The organism is Labilithrix luteola (genome assembly GCF_001263205.1).
GTDB classification, from domain to species: Bacteria; Myxococcota_A; Polyangia; order Polyangiales; family Polyangiaceae; genus Labilithrix; species Labilithrix luteola.
Genome location: NZ_CP012333.1, coordinates 6259831 through 6278109 on the forward strand (window position 1 = coordinate 6259831; position 18279 = coordinate 6278109).

An 18279-nucleotide genomic window follows, 5' to 3' on the forward strand; every position below is an offset into this window, starting at 1 on the left:
TTGGAGACGATTGGTGCGAGGTTGAGCGCCAACAACGTCGAAGCCCGGAACGAGCGCAACCGTACGCGGTGAGCGACTGTGACGGTTGGCGTGGTCGTGATGTCGACCAGCCCTCCTCAGCGCGGTCCTCCTCAGCCCGCGAGCAGCGCCTGGAGTTGCGTCGCGGCCGCTCCGCGGGCGGCCGGCGCGAGGATTTCGAGGATCGCGCGCCGTTCCCGTTCGGCCAGGCCCCCGCCGGTCTGCCCAATCCAATGTGTCGCCGCCATGGCACCGGCGCTCAGGGCGAACGCGGCGTCGTCCGATGTCGGACCGAGCATCAGGGGCTCCGGCTGGGCGGTACTCGACGCCTTGGTCAGTCGCAACGTCGCCAGCGAGAGGGCGCGATCACGGAGGAGGTCCATTGCCACGAACGCAGCGCGTCGTGCCTTGGCCTCGAAGAGCTGCCGGGTGGCCGCGCCGAGTCGCATGTCGACTGCCGGCTGGGGAAGGAGCGCGAAGGCGCGCTGCGCGAGCGTTCGTCCCGCGTGGGTCGACACGAGCGAGAGCGTGTCGTGGGTCCATACGAACGGCGGCGACGAACGATCGATCGTGGCGAGATCCGTCAGTGGTGTCCTCTGGAGGAGCTTGGTCACCGCATTCTCGAAGCGCTGGCCATCGACCGATGCACCGCTCGTGGGCAGGTCCATCAGTGGTCGTGGGGTGCGGGTCTCCTGAACGCGTCGAATTTCCGGCCAGGCGAGGAGGCGCCCCGGCGGATCCTCTCCGAGAAAGGTCTGACTCCCGGTCCACCAGCGCACGTCGATGTCCGTGCGTGTGAGCTCGAGCATTCGCGAGAGCCACGTGTGCCTCGAGAGGGCCGCGCCCACGTTCTTCGGCGCTGGAACATGGGCGAGCGTGGCTTCGACCACCTCGAGGATGCGCGCCGGGCCACTTCGACGGAACACGGCGTCGAAGCCCGGGTGGGTCGACTGCACGATGTCGTGGAGCATGGCGGCGAGCACCCACTCGTCACCGGTGGGAACCGGCTCGAACGTGTCGACCGGCGCGATCTTCCGCGCGACGCGTACGCGCGCGAGGTTCGTGCGTGACAGCGTCTCGGAGTCGGCCGGCGCCCGATTGTCGCCGATCGAGAGCGCGTTCTTGCCGCCGAAAGGCTTGCCGGGAAGCATCGTGCCGCCCAGCACGAGCGGCGCGAGGAACGTCGTGAAGAGCCGCTCGCAGAGCGCCTGCGCGTCGACCTTCGCCATCGCTCAGGACCCCTGGGGAGTGGTGCCAGGAGGCAGTTGTGGCGTGCCTTGCGGCGGAGGTTCGGGCGGCGCCACCTGGCTCAGCGCGAAGACACCGAGCGGTTCGAGCTTCAAGTCGATGGGGGCCTCTTCGAGTGCGCGCTCGATCGATTCGGCAACGAGGGGCTCCCACGATTGTGCTTCGAGCATCGCCGTTTCGAGCGGCGAAAAGGCGCTCTCTTCTACGGCCATCGCCCACGCGTTGGTATCGATGAAGAGGATTTGCGAAGGCGACGCTCCGAGCGCGCGATAGAGAACTTCGGGGGCAACCGCCGGCGTCACGTCGTAGCCCGCCGGGATGTAGAGCCCGGGATGGATCTCCACGAAGAACGTGCCGAGAGGCACTGCCTCGATGCCCGCGCTCGAGCGCAAGAAGGCGCCCTTCGGCGTGACGGCAATCTGGGTGCGCAGGATCGTTTGATGAGGCAGTGCGTACGCGATGCGACGCAGAAGCGAGAGCTGCGCGGGCTCGATCCACGTTGCGGTCACGTTCCGAAACGGCGCCGGCGAAGGCACGATGCGGAGCGGAACCCGCACCGGATCGGGAAGGTGGGTGCCCTCCGCTTTGATCTCGTCGAGGCCTTCAGTCGTGCGGAGCTCGACGCGGGCGAACGCGCGCAGATCGCCCATCTGGGGCGTCCGATCGAGCGACCATGCTTCGTCTCCGCGTCCGCGCAGGAGAACGAGCCCGTTCGGATCGAACACCGGACACGCGCGGAGCGAAACGGGATGCCTGTAACCCATCTCCACGGCCACGCCCGGCCCAGCGGGCAGGAACGTGGTGATGCCGGGCGTCTTCGCCATGAGCGGCCGCATGCGCTGCGGAAGATCGGGAATGCGCAGGATGTAGCGGCGCGTCGGCCCTTCGTCGAATGCGCTCTCCGGGGGCCATTCGCCGACGGCCACCTCGCCTTCGACGCGCGAACGCACGAAGTAGTGGATGAGGGCGGGCCCAAGCCCTTGCTCGGCGACGATGATGCGCGGTCCGCTGTCTTCGATCGTCGCGGGATCGACGTGGGGCATGAGGCGCAAGAGAAGCGCGCGTAGGCCCACGTCCTTGTCGACCTCGTAAACCTGCGTGAAGCGATCGTGGTAGAGCGCGAGAGCGGCGTCGGTCGAGAGCAGCTGCGTGGCGTCGTAGCCGAAGGGCGCGGCTGCATCGCGGTACTGGACGAAGTGACGACTCGTGCCGGTGAACGTGAAGCCGCCCACGAGGCGCGCGGTTTCGGCCACGCGATCCATGCGGTCGCTCGACTCGGCTGCGAACGAGAGCGTGATCTCGCGCGTGCCCAGCTTGCTCCGCACGATCTGGATCTGCAGGCTCGGCATCAGATCTTCGAGCGAGTGCTCGCGCGTGTACACGCTCAGCCATGCGACGAGGCGATCGAGCGATGGCAGAAGAACGAGGCCTTTGGCCCCGAGCGCAACGCCCTTGCCCTCGAGGCCGAGGCCGGGCGTGCGAAGACGAGTCTGATGAAGCGCGATTCGCTCGAGCATCGGGTTTAGGTCGCCAAGGATACGGCGAATCGGCTTCGCTTCGAGGTCGTATTGTGTGGGTTGAGGTGGTTTGCTGCAGCTCTGCTGTCTTGCGGCTCGGGCGAGGGGAGGGCATACCCGGAGCCCATGCGTCGCTCGCTTGCCCTCCTCTCCCTTGCGGCCGCTCCCTTCGCCTCGCTCGTCTTCTTCGCGTGCGGCGGCGGCGATCACCCTCCGGCGGCCCCATCGTCACCTCCGGTGACCGCAGCGAGTGCTTCGCAGCTCACGGCTCAGGCCGGTGTGGTGGCGTCGTCGGGGGTCGAGCGGAGCGCGATGGACCCCAGCGTGCCCGCCTGCGAGGACTTCTATCAGTACGCCTGCGGCAGCTGGATCAAGTCGACCGAGATCCCCGCAGACGAAGCCAGCTGGTACCGGAGCTTCAGCGTCATTCGCGACCGGAACGAAGACATTCTGCGCAACATCCTCGAGACCTACGCGCGCGGCGAGAAGGTCGCCGACACGGCCTACGGCAAGGCGCTCGGTGATTTCTACGGCGCGTGCATGGACGAGACGAACATCGACAAGCTCGGCACGAAGCCTCTCGATCCCACGCTCAAGGCGATCGATGCCATCAAGGATCCCGCGTCGCTCGCCAAGTTCCTCGGGAAGATGCAGGCCGAAGGGCAGCCCATGGTCTTCGAGCTCATGGCCTCGCAAGACTTCAACGATGCCACGCGCGTCATCGCCATGCTCTGGCAGGGCGGCCTCGGCATGCCCGAGCGCGAGTACTACCTCGACAGCTCGCCCAAGATGGCCGAGCTACGAACCAAGTACGAGCAGCACGTCGCCGCGATGCTGCAGCTTGCCGGTGAACCCGAGGCGAAGGCCAAGGCGTCGGCCAAGACGGTCATGAAGGTCGAAACCATGCTCGCCAAGGCGTGGATGTCGAAAGAAGACCGCCGCGAGCCGAAGAAGATCAACCACCCGGCGCCGCGCATCGATCTGGCGAAGAGCGCGCCTGGCATCCCGTGGGATGCGTGGCTCGAAGGGGCCGAGGCGAAGAACGTCGGCAACTTCAACGTTGCCCAACCCGACTTCCTCAAGGAGGTCGGCGCGATGATCAACGGCAAGGTTTCTCTCGCCGATTGGAAGACGTACCTCCGCTGGAACACGTTCCGCGGCAACGCGGACGAGCTTCCCGCGCCGTTCGTCGACGAGCGGTTCAAGTGGCGCAAGACGCTCGTTGGCGCCCAGAGCCTTCCGCCTCGCTGGAAGCGGTGCGTGCGCACGATCGACGGCGCGATGGGCGAGGCGCTCGCGCAGCCCTTCGTGAAGAAGACCCTCGGCGCCGAAGGCAAGTCCACCGTCGTCGGCATGGTGCAGGCCATCGAGGGGGCGATGCACGGCAATCTCGAGACGCTCGCCTGGATGGACGAGCCCACGCGCAAGGCCGCCTTCGCGAAGCTCGGGAAGATCGCCAACAAGATCGCCTACCCCGACAAGTGGCGCTCGTACGACGGCCTCAACATCAACCGCGACGAGTATCTGGCGAACACGCAGCGCGCTTCGGCCTTCGAATACAGGCGCCAGCTCGCGAAGATCGGCAAGCCCGTCGACCGGTACGAGTGGCAAATGAGCCCGCCCACCGTCAACGCGTACTACGACGCGCAGCTCAACGAGATGGTCTTCCCGGCGGGCATTCTGCAGCCCCCGTTCTATTCGAACACCGCTTCGATGCCCGCCAACTACGGCGGGATCGGCATGGTCATGGGCCACGAGCTGACGCACGGCTTCGACGACGAAGGCCGCCAGTTCGACGCCGAAGGCAACCTCAAGGACTGGTGGTCGAAGGCCGTCGACACCGAGTTCGAGCGTCGCGCTTCCTGCGTGCAGAAGCAGTTCGACGACTACGTGGTCCTCGGCGACCTGCACGTGAACGGCAAGCTCACGCTCGGTGAGAACATCGCCGATCTCGGGGGCGTGAAGCTCGCGCACCGCGCGATGAAGGCGAAGGCTTCGTCACCCGCGCCGGCAGGCGCTACGGGCAAGTCGGAGTTCACGCCGGAGCAGGAGTTCTTCCTCGGCTTTGCTCAAGGCTGGTGCGGAAAGCTTCGCGACGAGGCGCTCCGGCACCTCGTCTCCACCAATCCGCACTCGCCGCCCAACCTTCGCGTCAACGGTCCTCTCTCCAACCTCCCCGAGTTCGCCCAGGCGTTTGCCTGCCAGCCGGACTCGAAGATGGTGAAGAAGGACCGTTGCGAAGTGTGGTGAGCGGCACAAAAACAACGCGGGCGCTTCCCTACGGAGGAGCGCCCGGTGTTCCGAACGTGAAAGGAATCAGGAGGCGAGGGGAAGGTCCATCGCCTCGGGAACCTCGCCCTGCGAGCCCGCGTCGATGGCGCGCGTGTCGATGATGCGGCCGTGCGCGTCGAGCTTCGTCATGGGCTTCAGCTTGATGATGCCAACGAGGTTCATCACGCGCATGATCTGGTAGGTCGGGTCGACCTCGAACCAGCGCACCGCGAAGTTCGAACGCATCGCGTACTTGTGGTGGTTGTTCTGGAACAACTCACCCATCGTGACGAAGTCGAAGACGAGCGTGTTGCGCGACACGTCGTCGCTGTCGAAGTTGCGGTAGCCGTAGCGGTGCCCGCACCAGTTGACGATCGCGCCGTGGATCGGACCCATGAGGAAGTGGGCCGGCAAGAGGAGCCACATCCACCACTGCGTGGCGAAGAACGCGTAGAACGCCGTGTAGCCGCCCATCCAGGCGAGACGCGCGAACCAGTTCTGGCTGACGCGATCGAGCGCCGGCCAATCCGGGATGTCCTTCTCGAAGCGCGCCTCCGGCTCCTCGCGGCGATACGCGAAGGCGTCGTAGCGGTGCTTCGTGGCCCACATCATCGTGAACAGGTTGCTGTGGTTCTCGGGCGAGTGCGGGTCCTTCGGCGTGTCGCTGTACGCGTGGTGCATCCGATGCAGAATCGCGTAGCCGCGCGCCGACAGGTAACTCGAGCCCTGCGCGAAGTACGTGCAGAGATGGAAGAAGCGCTCCCACCCCTTCGACATCGTGTACTGCTTGTGCGACGCGTAGCGGTGCAGAAAGAAGGTCTGGAAGAAGATCGAGCTGACCCAGTGCGCACCGAAGAAGACGAGGATCGGCATGTCGGGGCCGACTCTACGGACGAGCGCCGCCGAACGCTTCCCACCATTCCGTCACGTTGTGCCTGGCATCGTCACGGAACTGTCAGGCCGGCTCTGCCGTGTGACGCCTCGCCTGACTAACGCGAGAGGACGCGAACGGCGCCGAGCACGGCCGCGGCCACCGTTTCGGTCCGCAGCACGAAGCGTCCGAGCGTGACGATCTCGAAGCCGTGTGCGCGCGCGGCCTCCACTTCGCGGTCGGTGAGGCCGCCTTCGGGGCCGATGGCGAAGGCGATGCCGCTGCGCGTCGTGATCGCGGCGGGGAGAAGGGCGCCGAGCTCCACCGTTCCACGCACGTCGAGGCAGTAGCGCGCCTGCGTATCGGACTTCGCGGCTTCGAGGGCGGCGGCGAAGTCGTATACGCCTTCGATCTTTGGCGGATCGGCGCGACCACTCTGACGCGCGGCCTGCTCGGCGACGCGCCGGAAGCGATCGAGCTTGTTCGCGGCCTTCGCTTCGTCCGCTTTCACGATCGCGCGCTCGGTGCGCGCGACGACGACGCGCGTCGCCCCGAGCTCCGTCGCGTCGCGCACGACGGCGTCGACCTTGTCGCCTTTGGCGAGCGCGTAGACGAGCACGAGCGGCACATCGGCCACGACCTTCGCCCCGCGCGTCTCCGAGACCGTGATCTCCGCCGCCGAGTCCGAAGCGACCGTGATGGTCGCGTCGGCCTCGAGCAGCGCCTCCGGATCGAAGGCGAGGAACGCATCACCCGCGCGAAGGCGAAGGACGCGGCAAAGGTAATGCGACGTCTCGTGCGTGAGCGTCATGCGCCCAGCCGTGAGCTTCACGATGGGCGCACGAATGGCCATCGGTGGTCTCTCGCCTCGTCTCGCTCAGGCCTTCGCTTTGCGAAGCGCGAGAAGCACCCACTCACCCGCGGACGGATCGGCGAGCAGCTCCATGTCCGGGTAAGCCGCGCGCACGTCGTCTTTCTGGGGAACGAGGATGCCGGAAAGCAACAAGAGGCCGCCCGGCGCGACGTGCTTTTGGAGCTCTTCGGCCATCGGGATGAGTACGCGCGCTTCGATGTTCGCGAGCACGATCGGACTCACGGCGGTGATCTCCTCGAGCGGCGTGGTGCTCGCCTCGACGCGATCCTGCATGGCGTTGCGCGCGGCGTTCTCGACCGTCACGTCGATCGCCTCCTGATCGATGTCGATGCAGACTGCACGCTCTGCACCGAGGGCGAGCGCTACCAGCGCAAGGATGCCGCTGCCGCATCCCACGTCGAGGACGGTAGCCTTGGCGATCTCCGGCGCGTGCGTGCGAATCGCCTGCGCGACGAGACGCGTGGTCTCGTGAAGGCCCGTGCCGAACGCGCGACCGGGCTCGAGCTCGAGGACCTTCTCGCCGGCCTTGGCCTCGTACGGCTCCCACGGCGGACGAACGACGAGGCCTTCGGCCAGCGTGTAGGGCTTGTAGTGTTCCTTCCACGCGTCGCGCCAGGCGTCGCCGACGACTTCTTCGTAGCGACCAACCAGGCCTTCGGGCAGCTCGGCGATCGCCTGTTCGGCTTCTTCGCGTGAATCGAAGCTGGCGACGAGCGTGACCAAACCGCTCGCGGCGTTCTTCTGGAGCGTGGTCTCGTCGCGCTCTTCCACGCCGGAGGCGCCGAGCTCGAAGAGCAGTCCACTGATTTCGTCGGCCTGCTCGGGCGTGACGTCGACGTGCACGAAGGGATATCGCGGCTCACTCATGATGATTCGTTCTTTCGATTCCTGACGGACTCAGCGCGAGGCCTCCCCAACGCTCACCGAGACCGTCGACATGCCGCGACCGTTCGCGGAGTTGCTGCTGCTGCTCTTGAAAACACCGGCGAGGGCGAGGATGCCGACCACAGCGGCTGCTCCGACGACGCTGCCGCCGATGACGACGGGAAGAACCCAACCCTTGCTCGGCTCGGGAACGGCGATGCGAAGCGGACCCGTCGCGTCTCCACGCGAAGCGATGAGCGATCCGCCGCCGTCCGTGACCTCGAAGTAATAGTCGATGACGGGCGGCTTTACGGCCGAGCCCGGGATCTGGACGCGCACCGATTCGCCCTCGACGTCGGCGAATTTCTCGGTGAAGTCACCCTTGGTGCCCGTGCGGAAGTAGAGCTTCACCGAGCCCGTTCGTCCGTCGGGATCGTCGAGGTGTGCGCGCAAGTCGATGCTTTGCCCCGACGTTGCCTCGGTGGGTGAGCCGTGTTTGAGAGCGACCGGCTTCTGCACGGGCTCCTCTTTCACGAGCCCCGGGCGCCCTTCGGCCTCCCACTTCTTTCGCGTTTGCGCGAAGAAGTCTCGGAAGCGAGGCGATTCGCTGGCCGGCATCTGGTAGTCCGGCTCGATGACGAGAAGGCCGCGGACCGCGCTCTCCGCCTCGTCTTTACGGCCGAGCGTGATGTAGTTCAGCGCGAGCAGTCGGTAGATCTCGACCTTCTGCTCCTTCGTGTTGCTCGGCCGAAGCAGCGCCGCGGAGAGCGCCTGGATCGACTCCTCGTACTGCTGATCGTCGAAGAGCACCTGGCCCTTCGCGACGAGGTCTTGCGGCAACGCCGGTTTGGCCGGCTGCGCGGCCTGCGGTTTGTTGCCCTTCGACTGGGCGAGCGCAGGCGTGCCGAGGCCCGTGCCGAGCCCGGTCAGGTGCACGCATGCCGCCAGCGAAATCCAGGCTCCGAAGCGCCGATTCATCGGCCGGCCAGCCTAGTGCATCGACCCCCGCGACGCGAGCTTCGTCCAGCATCGACTTTTCCAGTCTCACCGCCCAGCATTTTCAGGCCGGCAGACGCCGGTCTCCAAGGCTTTCCAAACCGGCAATGGTGAGGCTCGGATCCAGGGGTGTCCGAGCCCGCCGCCCGGCGTATGAGAAGGGGCCCCAAAATGGCGGCGTCTGCGTGCGCCCGGTGAGAATGGCGGCGAAGGCGGGGAAGCGCGTCATTTCGGTGACTCTCGCGAGACGGGGCATTGCCCGTCGAGCTGCTACGGACACGGGATCCCGAGCGACTCGGGATTTCGAGGAGGCGTTGTGATGAGGACCTCAATCGGGATCGTGCTCTTGCTCTCCAGCGTCGTCGCGTGCACGACGCACGAGACGCGGATCATCTCGAAAGACCCGAACGCGAAGTCTCCTGGTGGGGGCGACCCGACGTCCGAGACCGACGGTACCGATCCGGACGGAACGGCCGCTGCGGATCCGCAGCAGACCCCGCTCTCGCCGCTCGTCGAGGGGCTGACGATCTCCGAGATCGCCGTCTTCCAGGGCGTGAAGGTCTCCGTCGTGAAGAGCGGTTCGGCCATCACGGGCACCAAGCGCAACGCGCCCATCGTCGCGAACAGGCCTGCGCTCGTTCGCGTCTACGTGGCTCCGGATATGGGCTGGGCGTCCAAGTCGGTCACCGCCGAGCTCCGTCTCGTTTCGGAGAGCGCGACCACCCAGACGCCCATCGCCCGCGACACGAAGACGATCAGCAAGACGTCGACGGATCAAGACGCCAACTCCACGTTCAACTTCGAAGTCGACGCCGCGAGCCTTCCCGCCGACGTCACGTTCCAGGTTGCTCTGACCGCCGAAGACGGCGTCGACCCCTCGACCGAGAGCGAAGCGCGCTTCCCGCAAGACGGCACGTATGCCTCGCTCGGCGCCAAGGTGTCCGGCACCGTCCGCGTCGTCGTCGTGCCGGTGAAATACCAGGCCGACGGTTCCGGCCGAACCCCCGACGTTTCGCAGGCCCAGCTCGATCGCTACAAGCAGACGATGATGGCGCGCTACCCGGCTGCCAACGTGGAGGTCACCGCACGCGCGCCGTGGGCGTGGAACTCGACGATCGGCGCAAACGGCACCGGGTTCTCGCAGGTGCTCAGCGCGATCACCCAGCTCCGCCAGCAAGACGGCGTGAGCGACGACACGTACTACTATGGCGCGCTCGCGCCCGCGGCGTCGTTCAGCAAGTTCTGCAGCTCCGGATGTGTGGCCGGGCTCAGCACGGTCGTCGACGATGTCGAAACCGCGTACCTGCGCGCGAGCGTCGGCGTCGGCTACACTGGCGATGACTCGGCCAGCACGATGGCCCACGAAGTCGGTCACGCGCACGGCCGCGAGCACGCTCCATGTGGCGGCGCGCAAGGCGTCGATTCGGGCTTCCCCTACGCGGGCGGCAAGATCGGCGTCTGGGGCTACGACATTCTCGAGAAGACGTTCCACAATCCGAGCTCCGGCACGGACATGATGGGCTACTGCGAGAACGTCTGGGTCAGCGACTACACGTACTCGGCGCTCTTCGATCGCGTTTCGGCGGTGGCCAAGTCGGTGGGGCAGACCACGAGCGGCAAGCTCCCGTCGGGCGCGAGCGCGAACGCGAACGCGAACGTGAACGTGAACGCGCCTGCCAAGATGCGCGTCGCGACCGTCGCCGAAGACGGGTCGCTTTCGTGGGGTGGAGAGATCAGCGCCGTCCGCGCGCCGTCCGGTGGCGAGCTTCGCTCGGTGGCCTTCCTCGGCGACGCGGGCGAAGAGGTCGGCACGGAGACCGCGCACTTCTACCCGTACGATCACCTGCCGGGCGGTGTGCTCGTCATGCCGCGCGACCCGAGCGCCAAGGCGAACCTCGCGGCCGTGAAGAACTGGTCGGCCGTCCGCATCCAGGGCATCGCGCAGAAGCTCGCGCGCTGAGGCGTGCCGCTCTACTCGTTGCCCACTTCGACCGTGGGGACGACGATGACCGAGGACGCGGGCTTCGCGCCGAGCGTGGCGGTCGCCGAAGCACTCGGCGTCGCGACGACCGCGGCGCTCCCGGCGACGCGCCCACGAAGCAAGAAACCGATCCCCACCGCCGCCACGAGCACGAGCGCCACGAACCAGATCGCCGGCACACGTTTGCCACCTGCTTGGGCGCTTTCGGCAGGCGCCGACGCCCGTGCAGGCGTGGCCGGAGGAAGCGGCGGCGGCTTCACGGCGTCGGCCTTCGCGAGGAGTTCCTCGAGCCTTACCTTGTCCGGGCCGTCACCCAGATCGAGCACCGAAAGCTGGATCGTCGCGTTCGGGTTGGGCTCCTTCATGCCAAATGTCATGGAGGAGACACCCGTCGTTTGCAACCGAGATCGGGGTCCCCTTTACGACTCTTAATTGCGCGGGTTGACGTGGACGCCTCGATGTCCGGGAACACCCGCGCAGGCAGCGCGCTCTTCAGCCGGTGCGTCGTCTTCCCGTCGGCTCGTACCAGACGTGGCGCGCGGGAATCGATACGAGGAGCTCTTTCCGGGCCGCCACGGCCCTCGGTACTTTCTGTCCCGCTCCAAGGACGAGCGCGGTGAGCCTTCCTCCGTAGACGCACCCGGTATCGAGTCCCGTGGCCCATGGATGCAGCTGCAGACCCGGCGCTGCGTTGTGGCCGAACACGACGTGCGGCGGCCCCGACCATCGCGCACCCCAAAGCGTTGGCTCTCCTCGCTTGCCAGGATCGCTCACGGTGCGAATGCGCATCATGGTCTCGGGCTTTTGCTGATCGAGAGCAAGGCCCGGAATGAGACCCGCGTGAACCACGTACACACCGTGCTCGGGGAGGTCGTAGGAGAACGGCGACGTCTCGAAGAGCTTCCAGTCGACGGGCGTCATCGCCTCGGCCACGTCGCGATGGAAGGGGGAGAGCGGCTCCGGCCTGAGACCCGCAGCCCGCTCGTCGCGCCACGAGAGAATCTTCTGCTCGTGATTGCCACGGACCAGAATGGCTCCGGTCTGGCGGGCGATCTCGAGCACCCCGCGCGAATCCGGACCGCGGGCCACGATGTCCCCGACGAAGATCAGCAGGTCTCCGCTCGTGAAGGCGACCTTGTCCAGCAAGGCCTCGAGCTCGGCCCGACAGCCATGAACGTCGCCCACGATGATCGTCCGACCCCGGCTGGTTCGATGGGCGCGGGCGCTCGTGTTGTTCGTGCGTGGCTCCGGTCGGGAGCGGGGGGACGACTCCATGGACATGCTCAGCATGCGCGTTGCGCGACCGTGCGGCAAGCCTTCACGCAGCGGCCCCGCCCTATGCTCCGGTGCGCTCCGGTGCGCCCGAACGGCGCTCGCGTCGACGGCTCTTCAGCCGGCCGGCGCCGCTACAGACGCCACATCTTTTCGTCGTCCAGCTTTGCGCGCTTGGGGATGACGACGAGACCGTTCTCGGTGACGAAGAAGCGCTTGCGATCCGCCTCGAGGTTGAAGCCGACCTCGACGCCGGAGGGCACTTCGACGTCCTTGTCGATGATGCAGCGGCGGATCTTCGAGTGACGCCCGATGCGGACGCGCTCGAAGAGAACACTCTCTTCGACCTCGCTGAACGAGTTGATGCGGCAGCCGACGGAGAGAACGCTGCGGTGGATGCGGCCGCCGGAGATGATGCAGCCGTGGCTGACCATCGAGTCGGTGGCGATGCCGACGCGCGCATGCGCCTCGTCGCGGAAGACGAACTTGGCCGGCGGATCGTGGGTGACGCCGGTTCGGATGGGCCAGCGCTCGTTGTACAGGTTGAAGAGCGGATGGATGGCGATGAGGTCCATCTGCGCTTCCCAGTAGGCCTCGATCGTTCCGATGTCGCGCCAGTAGCCGAGCGCGCGGTCTTCTTCGCCGGGCACCCGGTTCTGCGCGAAGTCGTAGGCAAAGATCTCCTGCCCGTCGGCGACCATGCGCGGGAGGATGTCGTGACCGAAGTCATGCTTGCTCGCCTCGACGTTCGCGTCGCGATTGAGCTCGCGGATGAGCACATCGCTGTCGAAGACGTAGTTGCCCATCGAGGCAAGGCACATGTCGTCCGACCCGGGCATGGTCGGCGGATTCTTCACCTTCTCGTGGAAGGCGACGATGCGGCCTTCCTCGTTGATCTCGAGGACGCCGAACTCGCTCGCGTCGCTGCGCGGAACGGGGATCGCGGCGACGGTGGCCGTGGCCTTCTTCGCGATGTGCGCCTGGATCATCTGGCGGATGTCCATCTTGTAGACATGGTCGCCGCCGAAGATGCAGACGATCTCCGGGCGCTCGTCGGTGATGACGTGCTGGCACTGGAACACGGCGTCCGCCGAGCCCTTGAACCAGGAGAGGCCGGTGCGCTGCTGCGCGGGGATCGCCTCGATGAACTGATCGAGGATGGGCGAGAGGCGCCACACGCGAGCGATGTGCTCTTCCAGCGACGCGCTCTTGTACTGGGTGAGGACCTTGATGCGCGACAAGCCCGAGTTGACGAAGTTCGAGAGAACGATGTCGATGATGCGGTAACGCCCGGCAAACGGGACCGCAGGCTTGGCGCGGTCGAGCGTGAGCGGATAGAGCCGCTTGCCCTCGCCGCCCGCGAGGATCATCACCAAAACCTGATTCGGGTCGAAACTGAGCGCCTGAGCCGGCATTGGAGACGGCAGGATAGGCGAAGTCCCCCGCGTTGGATGTAGAATGTGGTCGTGCCGGACAGCCACCACGCGCGATCAGGCTCGGAAGACGGGGAGGGAAGCGATAGTCCGCGCCCCTTGCCGAATCCCTCGCCGGGGAGTGCGGCACGTGTGCTCGAGGTTGCTGCTGCGTGCGCCGGACGTGGCGTCGGTGGCGCGATGGCGACGGTCATCGAGCGTCACGGATCCGCACCCGGCACGCCCGGACAAAAGCTCTTCCTCGCGCTCGACGGAACGTGCGTGGGGACGGTCGGCGGTGGCGCGATCGAGCGCGCGGCTCTCGAAGCGTTGATGACACTCGTGCGATCAGAGGAAGGCAAACACGCTGTTCGTGAATTCAAGCTCGGCCCGGAGCTCGGCATGTGTTGCGGAGGTCGTCTCTCGGTGCTGCTCGAGCCCATCGCCGCCCTCGTGCCGTGCCTCATCGTCGGAGCAGGCCACGTCGCCACGGCCGTGGCTCCGCTTCTCGCCAAGGTCGGGTTTGCCGTCACCGTCGTCGACGAGCGCGAGGAGTGGGGCGGCGAGAGTCGCATTCCGAGCGCTCGCTGCGTGACGGGCGAGTTCGACGAGATCGGTCGTGAGGTCGACGTGCGCGGCGCGTGTCTCGTCATGACCCACGATCATCAGATCGACCAGCGCGCGATCGAGTGGGCGCTCCGTCGCGGCTTCGCCTACGTGGGCGGCGTCGGCAGCCGCGCCAAGGCTGAACGCACGCGTCAGCGACTCGAAGCGAAGGGCGTTTCCGAAGCGGACCGCGCGCGCGTTCGCATGCCCATCGGCGTCGACATCGGCGCGCGCCTCCCCGAAGAGATAGCCGTGTCGATCGCGGCCGAGCTCATTGCCTGGCGCAAACGGGGGCGCTGAAGGAAGTCGAAGTCGCGATGTTTCGTCAGCTCGGGACAGCACGTTCGGATCGACAAAATCGCCTGCTGGCGGGATATCTCGCTTTCGTCGGTGGATACGTCAATTCCGTCGGCTTCTTGCTCGTCGGCTCGTTCACCTCTCACGTGACCGGAAACATCGGTCGCGCGGCGAACGATCTCGCCGGCGCGCAGTTCGGCGCGGCCGTCGCGGCCCTGACGATGACGCTCGCGTTCTGCGCCGGTGCGTTTCTCTCGAGCGTCATGGTCGAGAGCACGTTCTTCGGCAAGACATCTCGCGCGTACGCCGTGGCTCTCGCCGGCGAGGGCGCGCTGCTCATCGCGTTCATGATCTTCTCGTCGGCCAGTTTTCAGACCCACCCTCGCGTCCGAGATGCGGAGGCGCTCTTGTTGTGCGCGGCGATGGGCATGCAGAACAGCCTCGTCACGCGTCTCTCCGGAGCGGTCGTTCGCACCACCCATCTCACCGGTGTGTTCACGGACATCGGTATCGAGGCGGCGCGATGGTTTCGCTTCTGGCGCGGTCAGGCGTCCGAACGTCTCGGGGTTCCCATCGTGTTCGGCAAGAACGTCGTCGAGCGCCCTCATGCGCCCAAGATCGTGCTTCTTGCGACGATCGCCGGAGCGTTCGCCATTGGAGCGACGATGGGAGCCATCGCCGTCGTGCGCTTGCATCACTCGGCGATGGCTTTCGCGGTGGTCGCGGTGCTCGGGTGCTCGTTCTACGCGGCGCTCAACTCGCGCGACACGCGCGGACCCGACGACGTTCGGCCGTCGCGTCGCTGAAGGCTCACGCCGTTGCCGACGGCGACTCGTGATTACTCTGCGTCACTCGCGTCGGCGTCCGCACCCGAATCCGGGATGGGGGCGCAGCCACAACAGAGAAGGCCGTCTTTCGGCGGCTCGATCCACGCATCACAGCCGTGTTCTTCCTTCTCGAGGCGCCACGCGGCCGAGGGGGGCGCCATTCCATCACAAAGCCTGCGATTGCAAGCATCGTCGCTCTCTGCATAACCACCGTAGTCCATGCAGCATGCAGGCTTCGCCGACGGTGTGCAGCAGACTCCGGTGCCACCCGGCGCGGGGGTCGAGTGCGCGCCCCCTTTGGAAGACGCGTCGTTCGAGTTCTCGGGGGACTTGACCGGCGACGGCGTGGTTTCTTCGTCCGCTCCGCACGCGCTCATGGCGACGATCGCGGAGAAGAGTCCGGCTAACGTCATGGCGACGATGGGCGTGTGTGCGGTTCGCTTCTGGAATTGCATCGAGAGAGCGAGATTGCAGTGTCTATGCCACCGCGCGGCTCGGCCCATATGCTTCGTCGCGATCGGGCGGCGTGCCAGTGTGTGCCACGCGCGACGTTGCGATCAGCTCAGTGCGGGAGGCGGAGCATGCCGCGGCCTGCGAGGAAGCCGGCGCCCGCAGCCAACGTCACGAACAACACCAGCGCAAGGCCCAGGATGAACGCGGTGCGCGGCGAGATCTGCCAGCGCCTGGCTTGGGTCCGGTGCGTGATGGCGCGCTCGGTCGACGTGCGCGGAGCGTCGTCGCTGAAGTCGTACGCGGGCGTCATCGGACGCAGAACCGGCTCGACGGGGTGGGGCGTGGTCACGACCGGCATCGCCGGAGGGGGCACCTGCTTTGATGCGACGGTCACACGATCGAGCGCATCGAGTTCGACGCTTTCGATCTGCCCGCTTTCGATCTGCCCGCTTTCGATCTGCCCGCCGTCGATCTGCCCGCCGTCGATCTGCCCGCCGTCGATCTGAACGATCGTGACTTGAGGCGTGTCGTCGTGCGGACCGACGAGGGGCTCGACTTCGACGGCGGGCGCGAGATTCGACTCGTTCGTCTTTTCGATTTTGTCTTCGAACGCCTGCTCGAAGCTCGGATCGGAGCGAACGGCGCGACGCGTGCCGCTCTTCGTTCGCTTGAGAGCTTCTTCGAGCTCCGCCCGAGAGATCTTCTGCGTGGCATACGAATCGCGCGATCGCGGGTCAGGCGTCTCGGGCGGGACGTCGACCATTTCTTTCGGCCACGCGCGGTCCTCTGCTCGCTTCACGTGAGGGACTCTAGCAGTCCTATCGAGATAGGGCTCCCCTCGTCCGTCGATCTGCGGTCACCCTGACACCACGTTTGCGAGGTCTGCCTACCTTTCTCGGTCGCCGCTCCGTGGTCCATCGGCGCTATCGTGGACCGCGTGTGGCCCCGGGACGCGAAGAAGAAAGTGAAGCTCGCGGAGGTGAAGGGACCCACCGAAGTCGACTTCGTGTCGACGATCGAAGCAAGGGGTGACGCGCAAGTGGCGAGTCCGGTCTCGGGTGTTCGCGCAGCCCTCTTCAGGATCGAAATCGTGGAACGATTCGCCGAGGATGAAATGGGCGACTCGCCCGACAGGTACGTGACCGTGGGCGGCATCGTCATCGGTGACATGCTCTCGCTCCGTCCGAAGGGTCAAGACGCGTCGATCACCGTCGCGGTTCGTCGTGCCTTTTTCTCCTTTGCAGTGCCATTGAGCGGAGGCGTGCCTCTCACGCGCGTGCCTCCGGAGCTCATGGCCATCGTGAGGAGAGCCAGCGGTCGCGGCTCGCTCTGCGTGCGTGAGTACCCGCTCTCGCATGGCGACGAGGTTCGTCTGCGTGCGTTCGTGGATCCCGTCCATTCGGTCGTGGCGAGCGGGTATCGCTCCGGGGTCCACAAGGGGTTCGTCGCGCGCGACGACCTCGGCCCCGTCCTCGTCGAGGAGCTGCACACGCCGATTCCGTTCTGACGGCGTTCTAGGCGTAGCGGATTCCATCGTTCCGGCCGCAGCGGCTCTGGCGGGCACCCAAAATCAGTCCGCGACGGGCGAAATCGTCCGCGTGTGCTTTACAGCTCGGGTCGGTCGCTGCGCCTTCGGGATAGACGTTCACCTCTTCCTCGGAGATTCCGCCCCATGCCTTCCTCGCTCCGTCTTCTGAAAGCTCGCTACGTCGGCGCCGCCCTCGTTCTCGCGGCCATCGGTTGCGGCTCCATTGCCGATCGCAACGACGGCTCGCTCGCGAAGGTCTCGGGCCAACTCCAGGGGAGCGTGCCGACCGGCACTCGCGTCGCGCTCGTGTGGCACGGTCCGCCGGGCTTCGTCGTCGCGGGAGAAGCGCCGCTCGTCAACGGCTCGTTCACGATGGATCTCTCCTCGCCCCCGCCCGATGCACTCTTCGTCTCGAGCGATGGGCCGAACTCGCACGACGAGAGCAGCGCGTCGGCCGGCAACGCGTCGGCGGGAAGCGCTGGCCCCGCCGGCACCGCGAGCATCCCTCTCCAGCTTCGCCCGATGACGGAGGTGTCCGGAGGAACGTCGAAGCCGCTCTCCGCGGCGGTGGCGGGCTTCGTCGTCTACGCCGACACGAACGGCAACGGAAAGCTCGACATCACCGCCGACCGCGCGGTACCGGCAGACGAGATCATCGGTGCTGGCAACCGCATTCTCCTTGCTTACCTTCGTGACGGCAGCCAGCTCGATCTCGACAACGCACGTGACGGTACGGGCGTCACGCCGACGCGTGGCTACAATCTTTGGTCGACGCAGGGCAATCGTTGGGTCTCGCTCTCGAGCGTCGATCTGCGCATCGACCTGAAGACGCTGCCGAGCGAGGTGTGCCATGCGGGGCCGGGAACGGCCGAAGCCGACACGATGCCCAACGCGTCGCCGCCGAGTGCCGACGACACTCTGATTCTGCGCAGCTACCCATCGCCCGACGATCCGAACCTGCACTGCGCTCCCGACGGTCAGAGCTATACGTACAGTTCGCCGTGCGAGGCGCCGCCCGCGCCCGAAGCGAAGCCCCAGGGGCTCTGCGATGGCAACGACACGCCGGTTGCCTATGGGTGCGCACCGGATACGTACGTCGACCACGGAACCGAGGGCTATTCGGGGCAGTGGCCTTGCCGCGCGGGCGAAGGCTCGACCGACGCTGGCGCCTTTGACGGCGGCCAAGCACCGGACGCCGGATTCTGATCGCGAAACGCATTCGTCCGTGGGGGGGCTCGCTGCAT

The 18279-nt window shown here is 66.4% G+C and carries 17 protein-coding genes; 6 read left to right on the forward strand and 11 right to left on the reverse strand.

Annotated elements, in window-relative coordinates; all coding sequences use genetic code 11:
• Positions 1-131: 131 nt before the first annotated feature.
• Entirely contained in the window at positions 132-1247 is a 1116-nt protein-coding gene (locus tag AKJ09_RS27280) for a hypothetical protein (protein ID WP_146650724.1), read from the reverse strand.
• Between the two features lie 3 nt (positions 1248-1250).
• Positions 1251-2783, reverse strand: a complete 1533-nt coding sequence (locus AKJ09_RS27285; RefSeq protein WP_146650726.1) for a hypothetical protein — start codon at positions 2781-2783, stop codon at positions 1251-1253.
• 126 nt (positions 2784-2909) lie between these two features.
• Between AKJ09_RS27285 and AKJ09_RS27290 the strand changes: the two genes are divergently transcribed.
• The gene (locus AKJ09_RS27290; RefSeq protein WP_146650728.1) at positions 2910-5033 is read left to right on the forward strand and encodes a M13 family metallopeptidase; all 2124 of its coding nucleotides are present in this window, start codon (positions 2910-2912) and stop codon (positions 5031-5033) included.
• A gap of 66 nt (positions 5034-5099) precedes the next feature.
• On the opposite strand, the gene AKJ09_RS27295 is transcribed toward AKJ09_RS27290, so the two are convergent.
• The 4 genes from AKJ09_RS27295 to AKJ09_RS27310 form a co-directional block, all read right to left on the reverse strand.
• On the reverse strand, positions 5100-5927 hold the full coding sequence (locus AKJ09_RS27295) for an acyl-CoA desaturase (protein WP_240488599.1): 828 nt from the start codon (positions 5925-5927) through the stop codon (positions 5100-5102).
• A gap of 116 nt (positions 5928-6043) precedes the next feature.
• Positions 6044-6778, reverse strand: coding sequence for an RsmE family RNA methyltransferase (locus tag AKJ09_RS27300; RefSeq protein ID WP_146650729.1), 735 nt, complete (start codon positions 6776-6778; stop codon positions 6044-6046).
• Between the two features lie 24 nt (positions 6779-6802).
• Complete coding sequence (locus tag AKJ09_RS27305; protein WP_146650731.1) at positions 6803-7666, reverse strand: 50S ribosomal protein L11 methyltransferase; 864 nt, start codon at positions 7664-7666, stop codon at positions 6803-6805.
• A gap of 30 nt (positions 7667-7696) precedes the next feature.
• A complete protein-coding gene (locus AKJ09_RS27310; protein ID WP_146650732.1) occupies positions 7697-8641 on the reverse strand; it encodes a tetratricopeptide repeat protein in 945 nt (314 codons plus the stop codon).
• Positions 8642-8978: 337 nt separating this feature from the next.
• On the opposite strand from AKJ09_RS27310, the gene AKJ09_RS27315 reads away from it, so the two are divergent.
• On the forward strand, positions 8979-10619 hold the full coding sequence (locus AKJ09_RS27315) for a M66 family metalloprotease (protein ID WP_146650734.1): 1641 nt from the start codon (positions 8979-8981) through the stop codon (positions 10617-10619).
• Between the two features lie 11 nt (positions 10620-10630).
• On the opposite strand, the gene AKJ09_RS27320 is transcribed toward AKJ09_RS27315, so the two are convergent.
• From AKJ09_RS27320 to glgC, 3 genes are all read right to left on the reverse strand, one after another.
• Entirely contained in the window at positions 10631-11017 is a 387-nt protein-coding gene (locus tag AKJ09_RS27320; protein ID WP_205633817.1) for a hypothetical protein, read from the reverse strand.
• A 115-nt stretch (positions 11018-11132) separates the two neighbouring features.
• On the reverse strand, positions 11133-11825 hold the full coding sequence (locus AKJ09_RS27325) for a metallophosphoesterase family protein (protein WP_240488600.1): 693 nt from the start codon (positions 11823-11825) through the stop codon (positions 11133-11135).
• 221 nt (positions 11826-12046) lie between these two features.
• The gene (glgC, locus tag AKJ09_RS27330) at positions 12047-13327 is read right to left on the reverse strand and encodes a glucose-1-phosphate adenylyltransferase (protein ID WP_146650740.1); all 1281 of its coding nucleotides are present in this window, start codon (positions 13325-13327) and stop codon (positions 12047-12049) included.
• 117 nt (positions 13328-13444) lie between these two features.
• Between glgC and AKJ09_RS27335 the strand changes: the two genes are divergently transcribed.
• Both AKJ09_RS27335 and AKJ09_RS27340 read left to right on the forward strand, forming a co-directional pair.
• A complete protein-coding gene (locus tag AKJ09_RS27335; protein ID WP_146650741.1) occupies positions 13445-14230 on the forward strand; it encodes an XdhC family protein in 786 nt (261 codons plus the stop codon).
• Between the two features lie 17 nt (positions 14231-14247).
• On the forward strand, positions 14248-15033 hold the full coding sequence (locus AKJ09_RS27340) for a YoaK family protein (protein WP_146650743.1): 786 nt from the start codon (positions 14248-14250) through the stop codon (positions 15031-15033).
• 32 nt (positions 15034-15065) lie between these two features.
• Here the strand turns inward: AKJ09_RS27340 and AKJ09_RS27345 are convergent, their stop codons facing one another.
• Both AKJ09_RS27345 and AKJ09_RS27350 read right to left on the reverse strand, forming a co-directional pair.
• Positions 15066-15467, reverse strand: a complete 402-nt coding sequence (locus AKJ09_RS27345; RefSeq protein WP_146650745.1) for a hypothetical protein — start codon at positions 15465-15467, stop codon at positions 15066-15068.
• Positions 15468-15616: 149 nt separating this feature from the next.
• Complete coding sequence (locus AKJ09_RS27350) at positions 15617-16306, reverse strand: hypothetical protein (RefSeq protein WP_146650748.1); 690 nt, start codon at positions 16304-16306, stop codon at positions 15617-15619.
• A 138-nt stretch (positions 16307-16444) separates the two neighbouring features.
• On the opposite strand from AKJ09_RS27350, the gene AKJ09_RS27355 reads away from it, so the two are divergent.
• Positions 16445-17014 (forward strand): hypothetical protein, encoded by a 570-nt coding sequence (locus tag AKJ09_RS27355; protein WP_146650749.1) that lies wholly within the window; start codon positions 16445-16447, stop codon positions 17012-17014.
• A 165-nt stretch (positions 17015-17179) separates the two neighbouring features.
• Positions 17180-18241: a hypothetical protein gene (locus tag AKJ09_RS53335; RefSeq protein WP_169927908.1), complete on the forward strand. Its 1062-nt coding sequence runs from the start codon at positions 17180-17182 to the stop codon at positions 18239-18241.
• Positions 18242-18279 lie beyond the last annotated feature (38 nt).

Bases quoted from the DNA above. Each gene is read 5' to 3' on its own strand.
- AKJ09_RS27280 (WP_146650724.1), bottom strand. From the start codon at position 1,247: ATGGCGAAGGTCGACGCGCAGGCGCTCTGCGAGCGGCTCTTCACGACG.
- AKJ09_RS27285 (WP_146650726.1), bottom strand. From the start codon at position 2,783: ATGCTCGAGCGAATCGCGCTTCATCAGACTCGTCTTCGCACGCCCGGC.
- AKJ09_RS27290 (WP_146650728.1), top strand. From the start codon at position 2,910: ATGCGTCGCTCGCTTGCCCTCCTCTCCCTTGCGGCCGCTCCCTTCGCC.
- AKJ09_RS27295 (WP_240488599.1), bottom strand. From the start codon at position 5,927: ATGCCGATCCTCGTCTTCTTCGGTGCGCACTGGGTCAGCTCGATCTTC.
- AKJ09_RS27300 (WP_146650729.1), bottom strand. From the start codon at position 6,778: ATGGCCATTCGTGCGCCCATCGTGAAGCTCACGGCTGGGCGCATGACG.
- AKJ09_RS27305 (WP_146650731.1), bottom strand. From the start codon at position 7,666: ATGAGTGAGCCGCGATATCCCTTCGTGCACGTCGACGTCACGCCCGAG.
- AKJ09_RS27310 (WP_146650732.1), bottom strand. From the start codon at position 8,641: ATGAATCGGCGCTTCGGAGCCTGGATTTCGCTGGCGGCATGCGTGCAC.
- AKJ09_RS27315 (WP_146650734.1), top strand. From the start codon at position 8,979: ATGAGGACCTCAATCGGGATCGTGCTCTTGCTCTCCAGCGTCGTCGCG.
- AKJ09_RS27320 (WP_205633817.1), bottom strand. From the start codon at position 11,017: ATGACATTTGGCATGAAGGAGCCCAACCCGAACGCGACGATCCAGCTT.
- glgC (WP_146650740.1), bottom strand. From the start codon at position 13,327: ATGCCGGCTCAGGCGCTCAGTTTCGACCCGAATCAGGTTTTGGTGATG.
- AKJ09_RS27340 (WP_146650743.1), top strand. From the start codon at position 14,248: ATGTTTCGTCAGCTCGGGACAGCACGTTCGGATCGACAAAATCGCCTG.
- AKJ09_RS27345 (WP_146650745.1), bottom strand. From the start codon at position 15,467: ATGACGTTAGCCGGACTCTTCTCCGCGATCGTCGCCATGAGCGCGTGC.
- AKJ09_RS53335 (WP_169927908.1), top strand. From the start codon at position 17,180: ATGCCTTCCTCGCTCCGTCTTCTGAAAGCTCGCTACGTCGGCGCCGCC.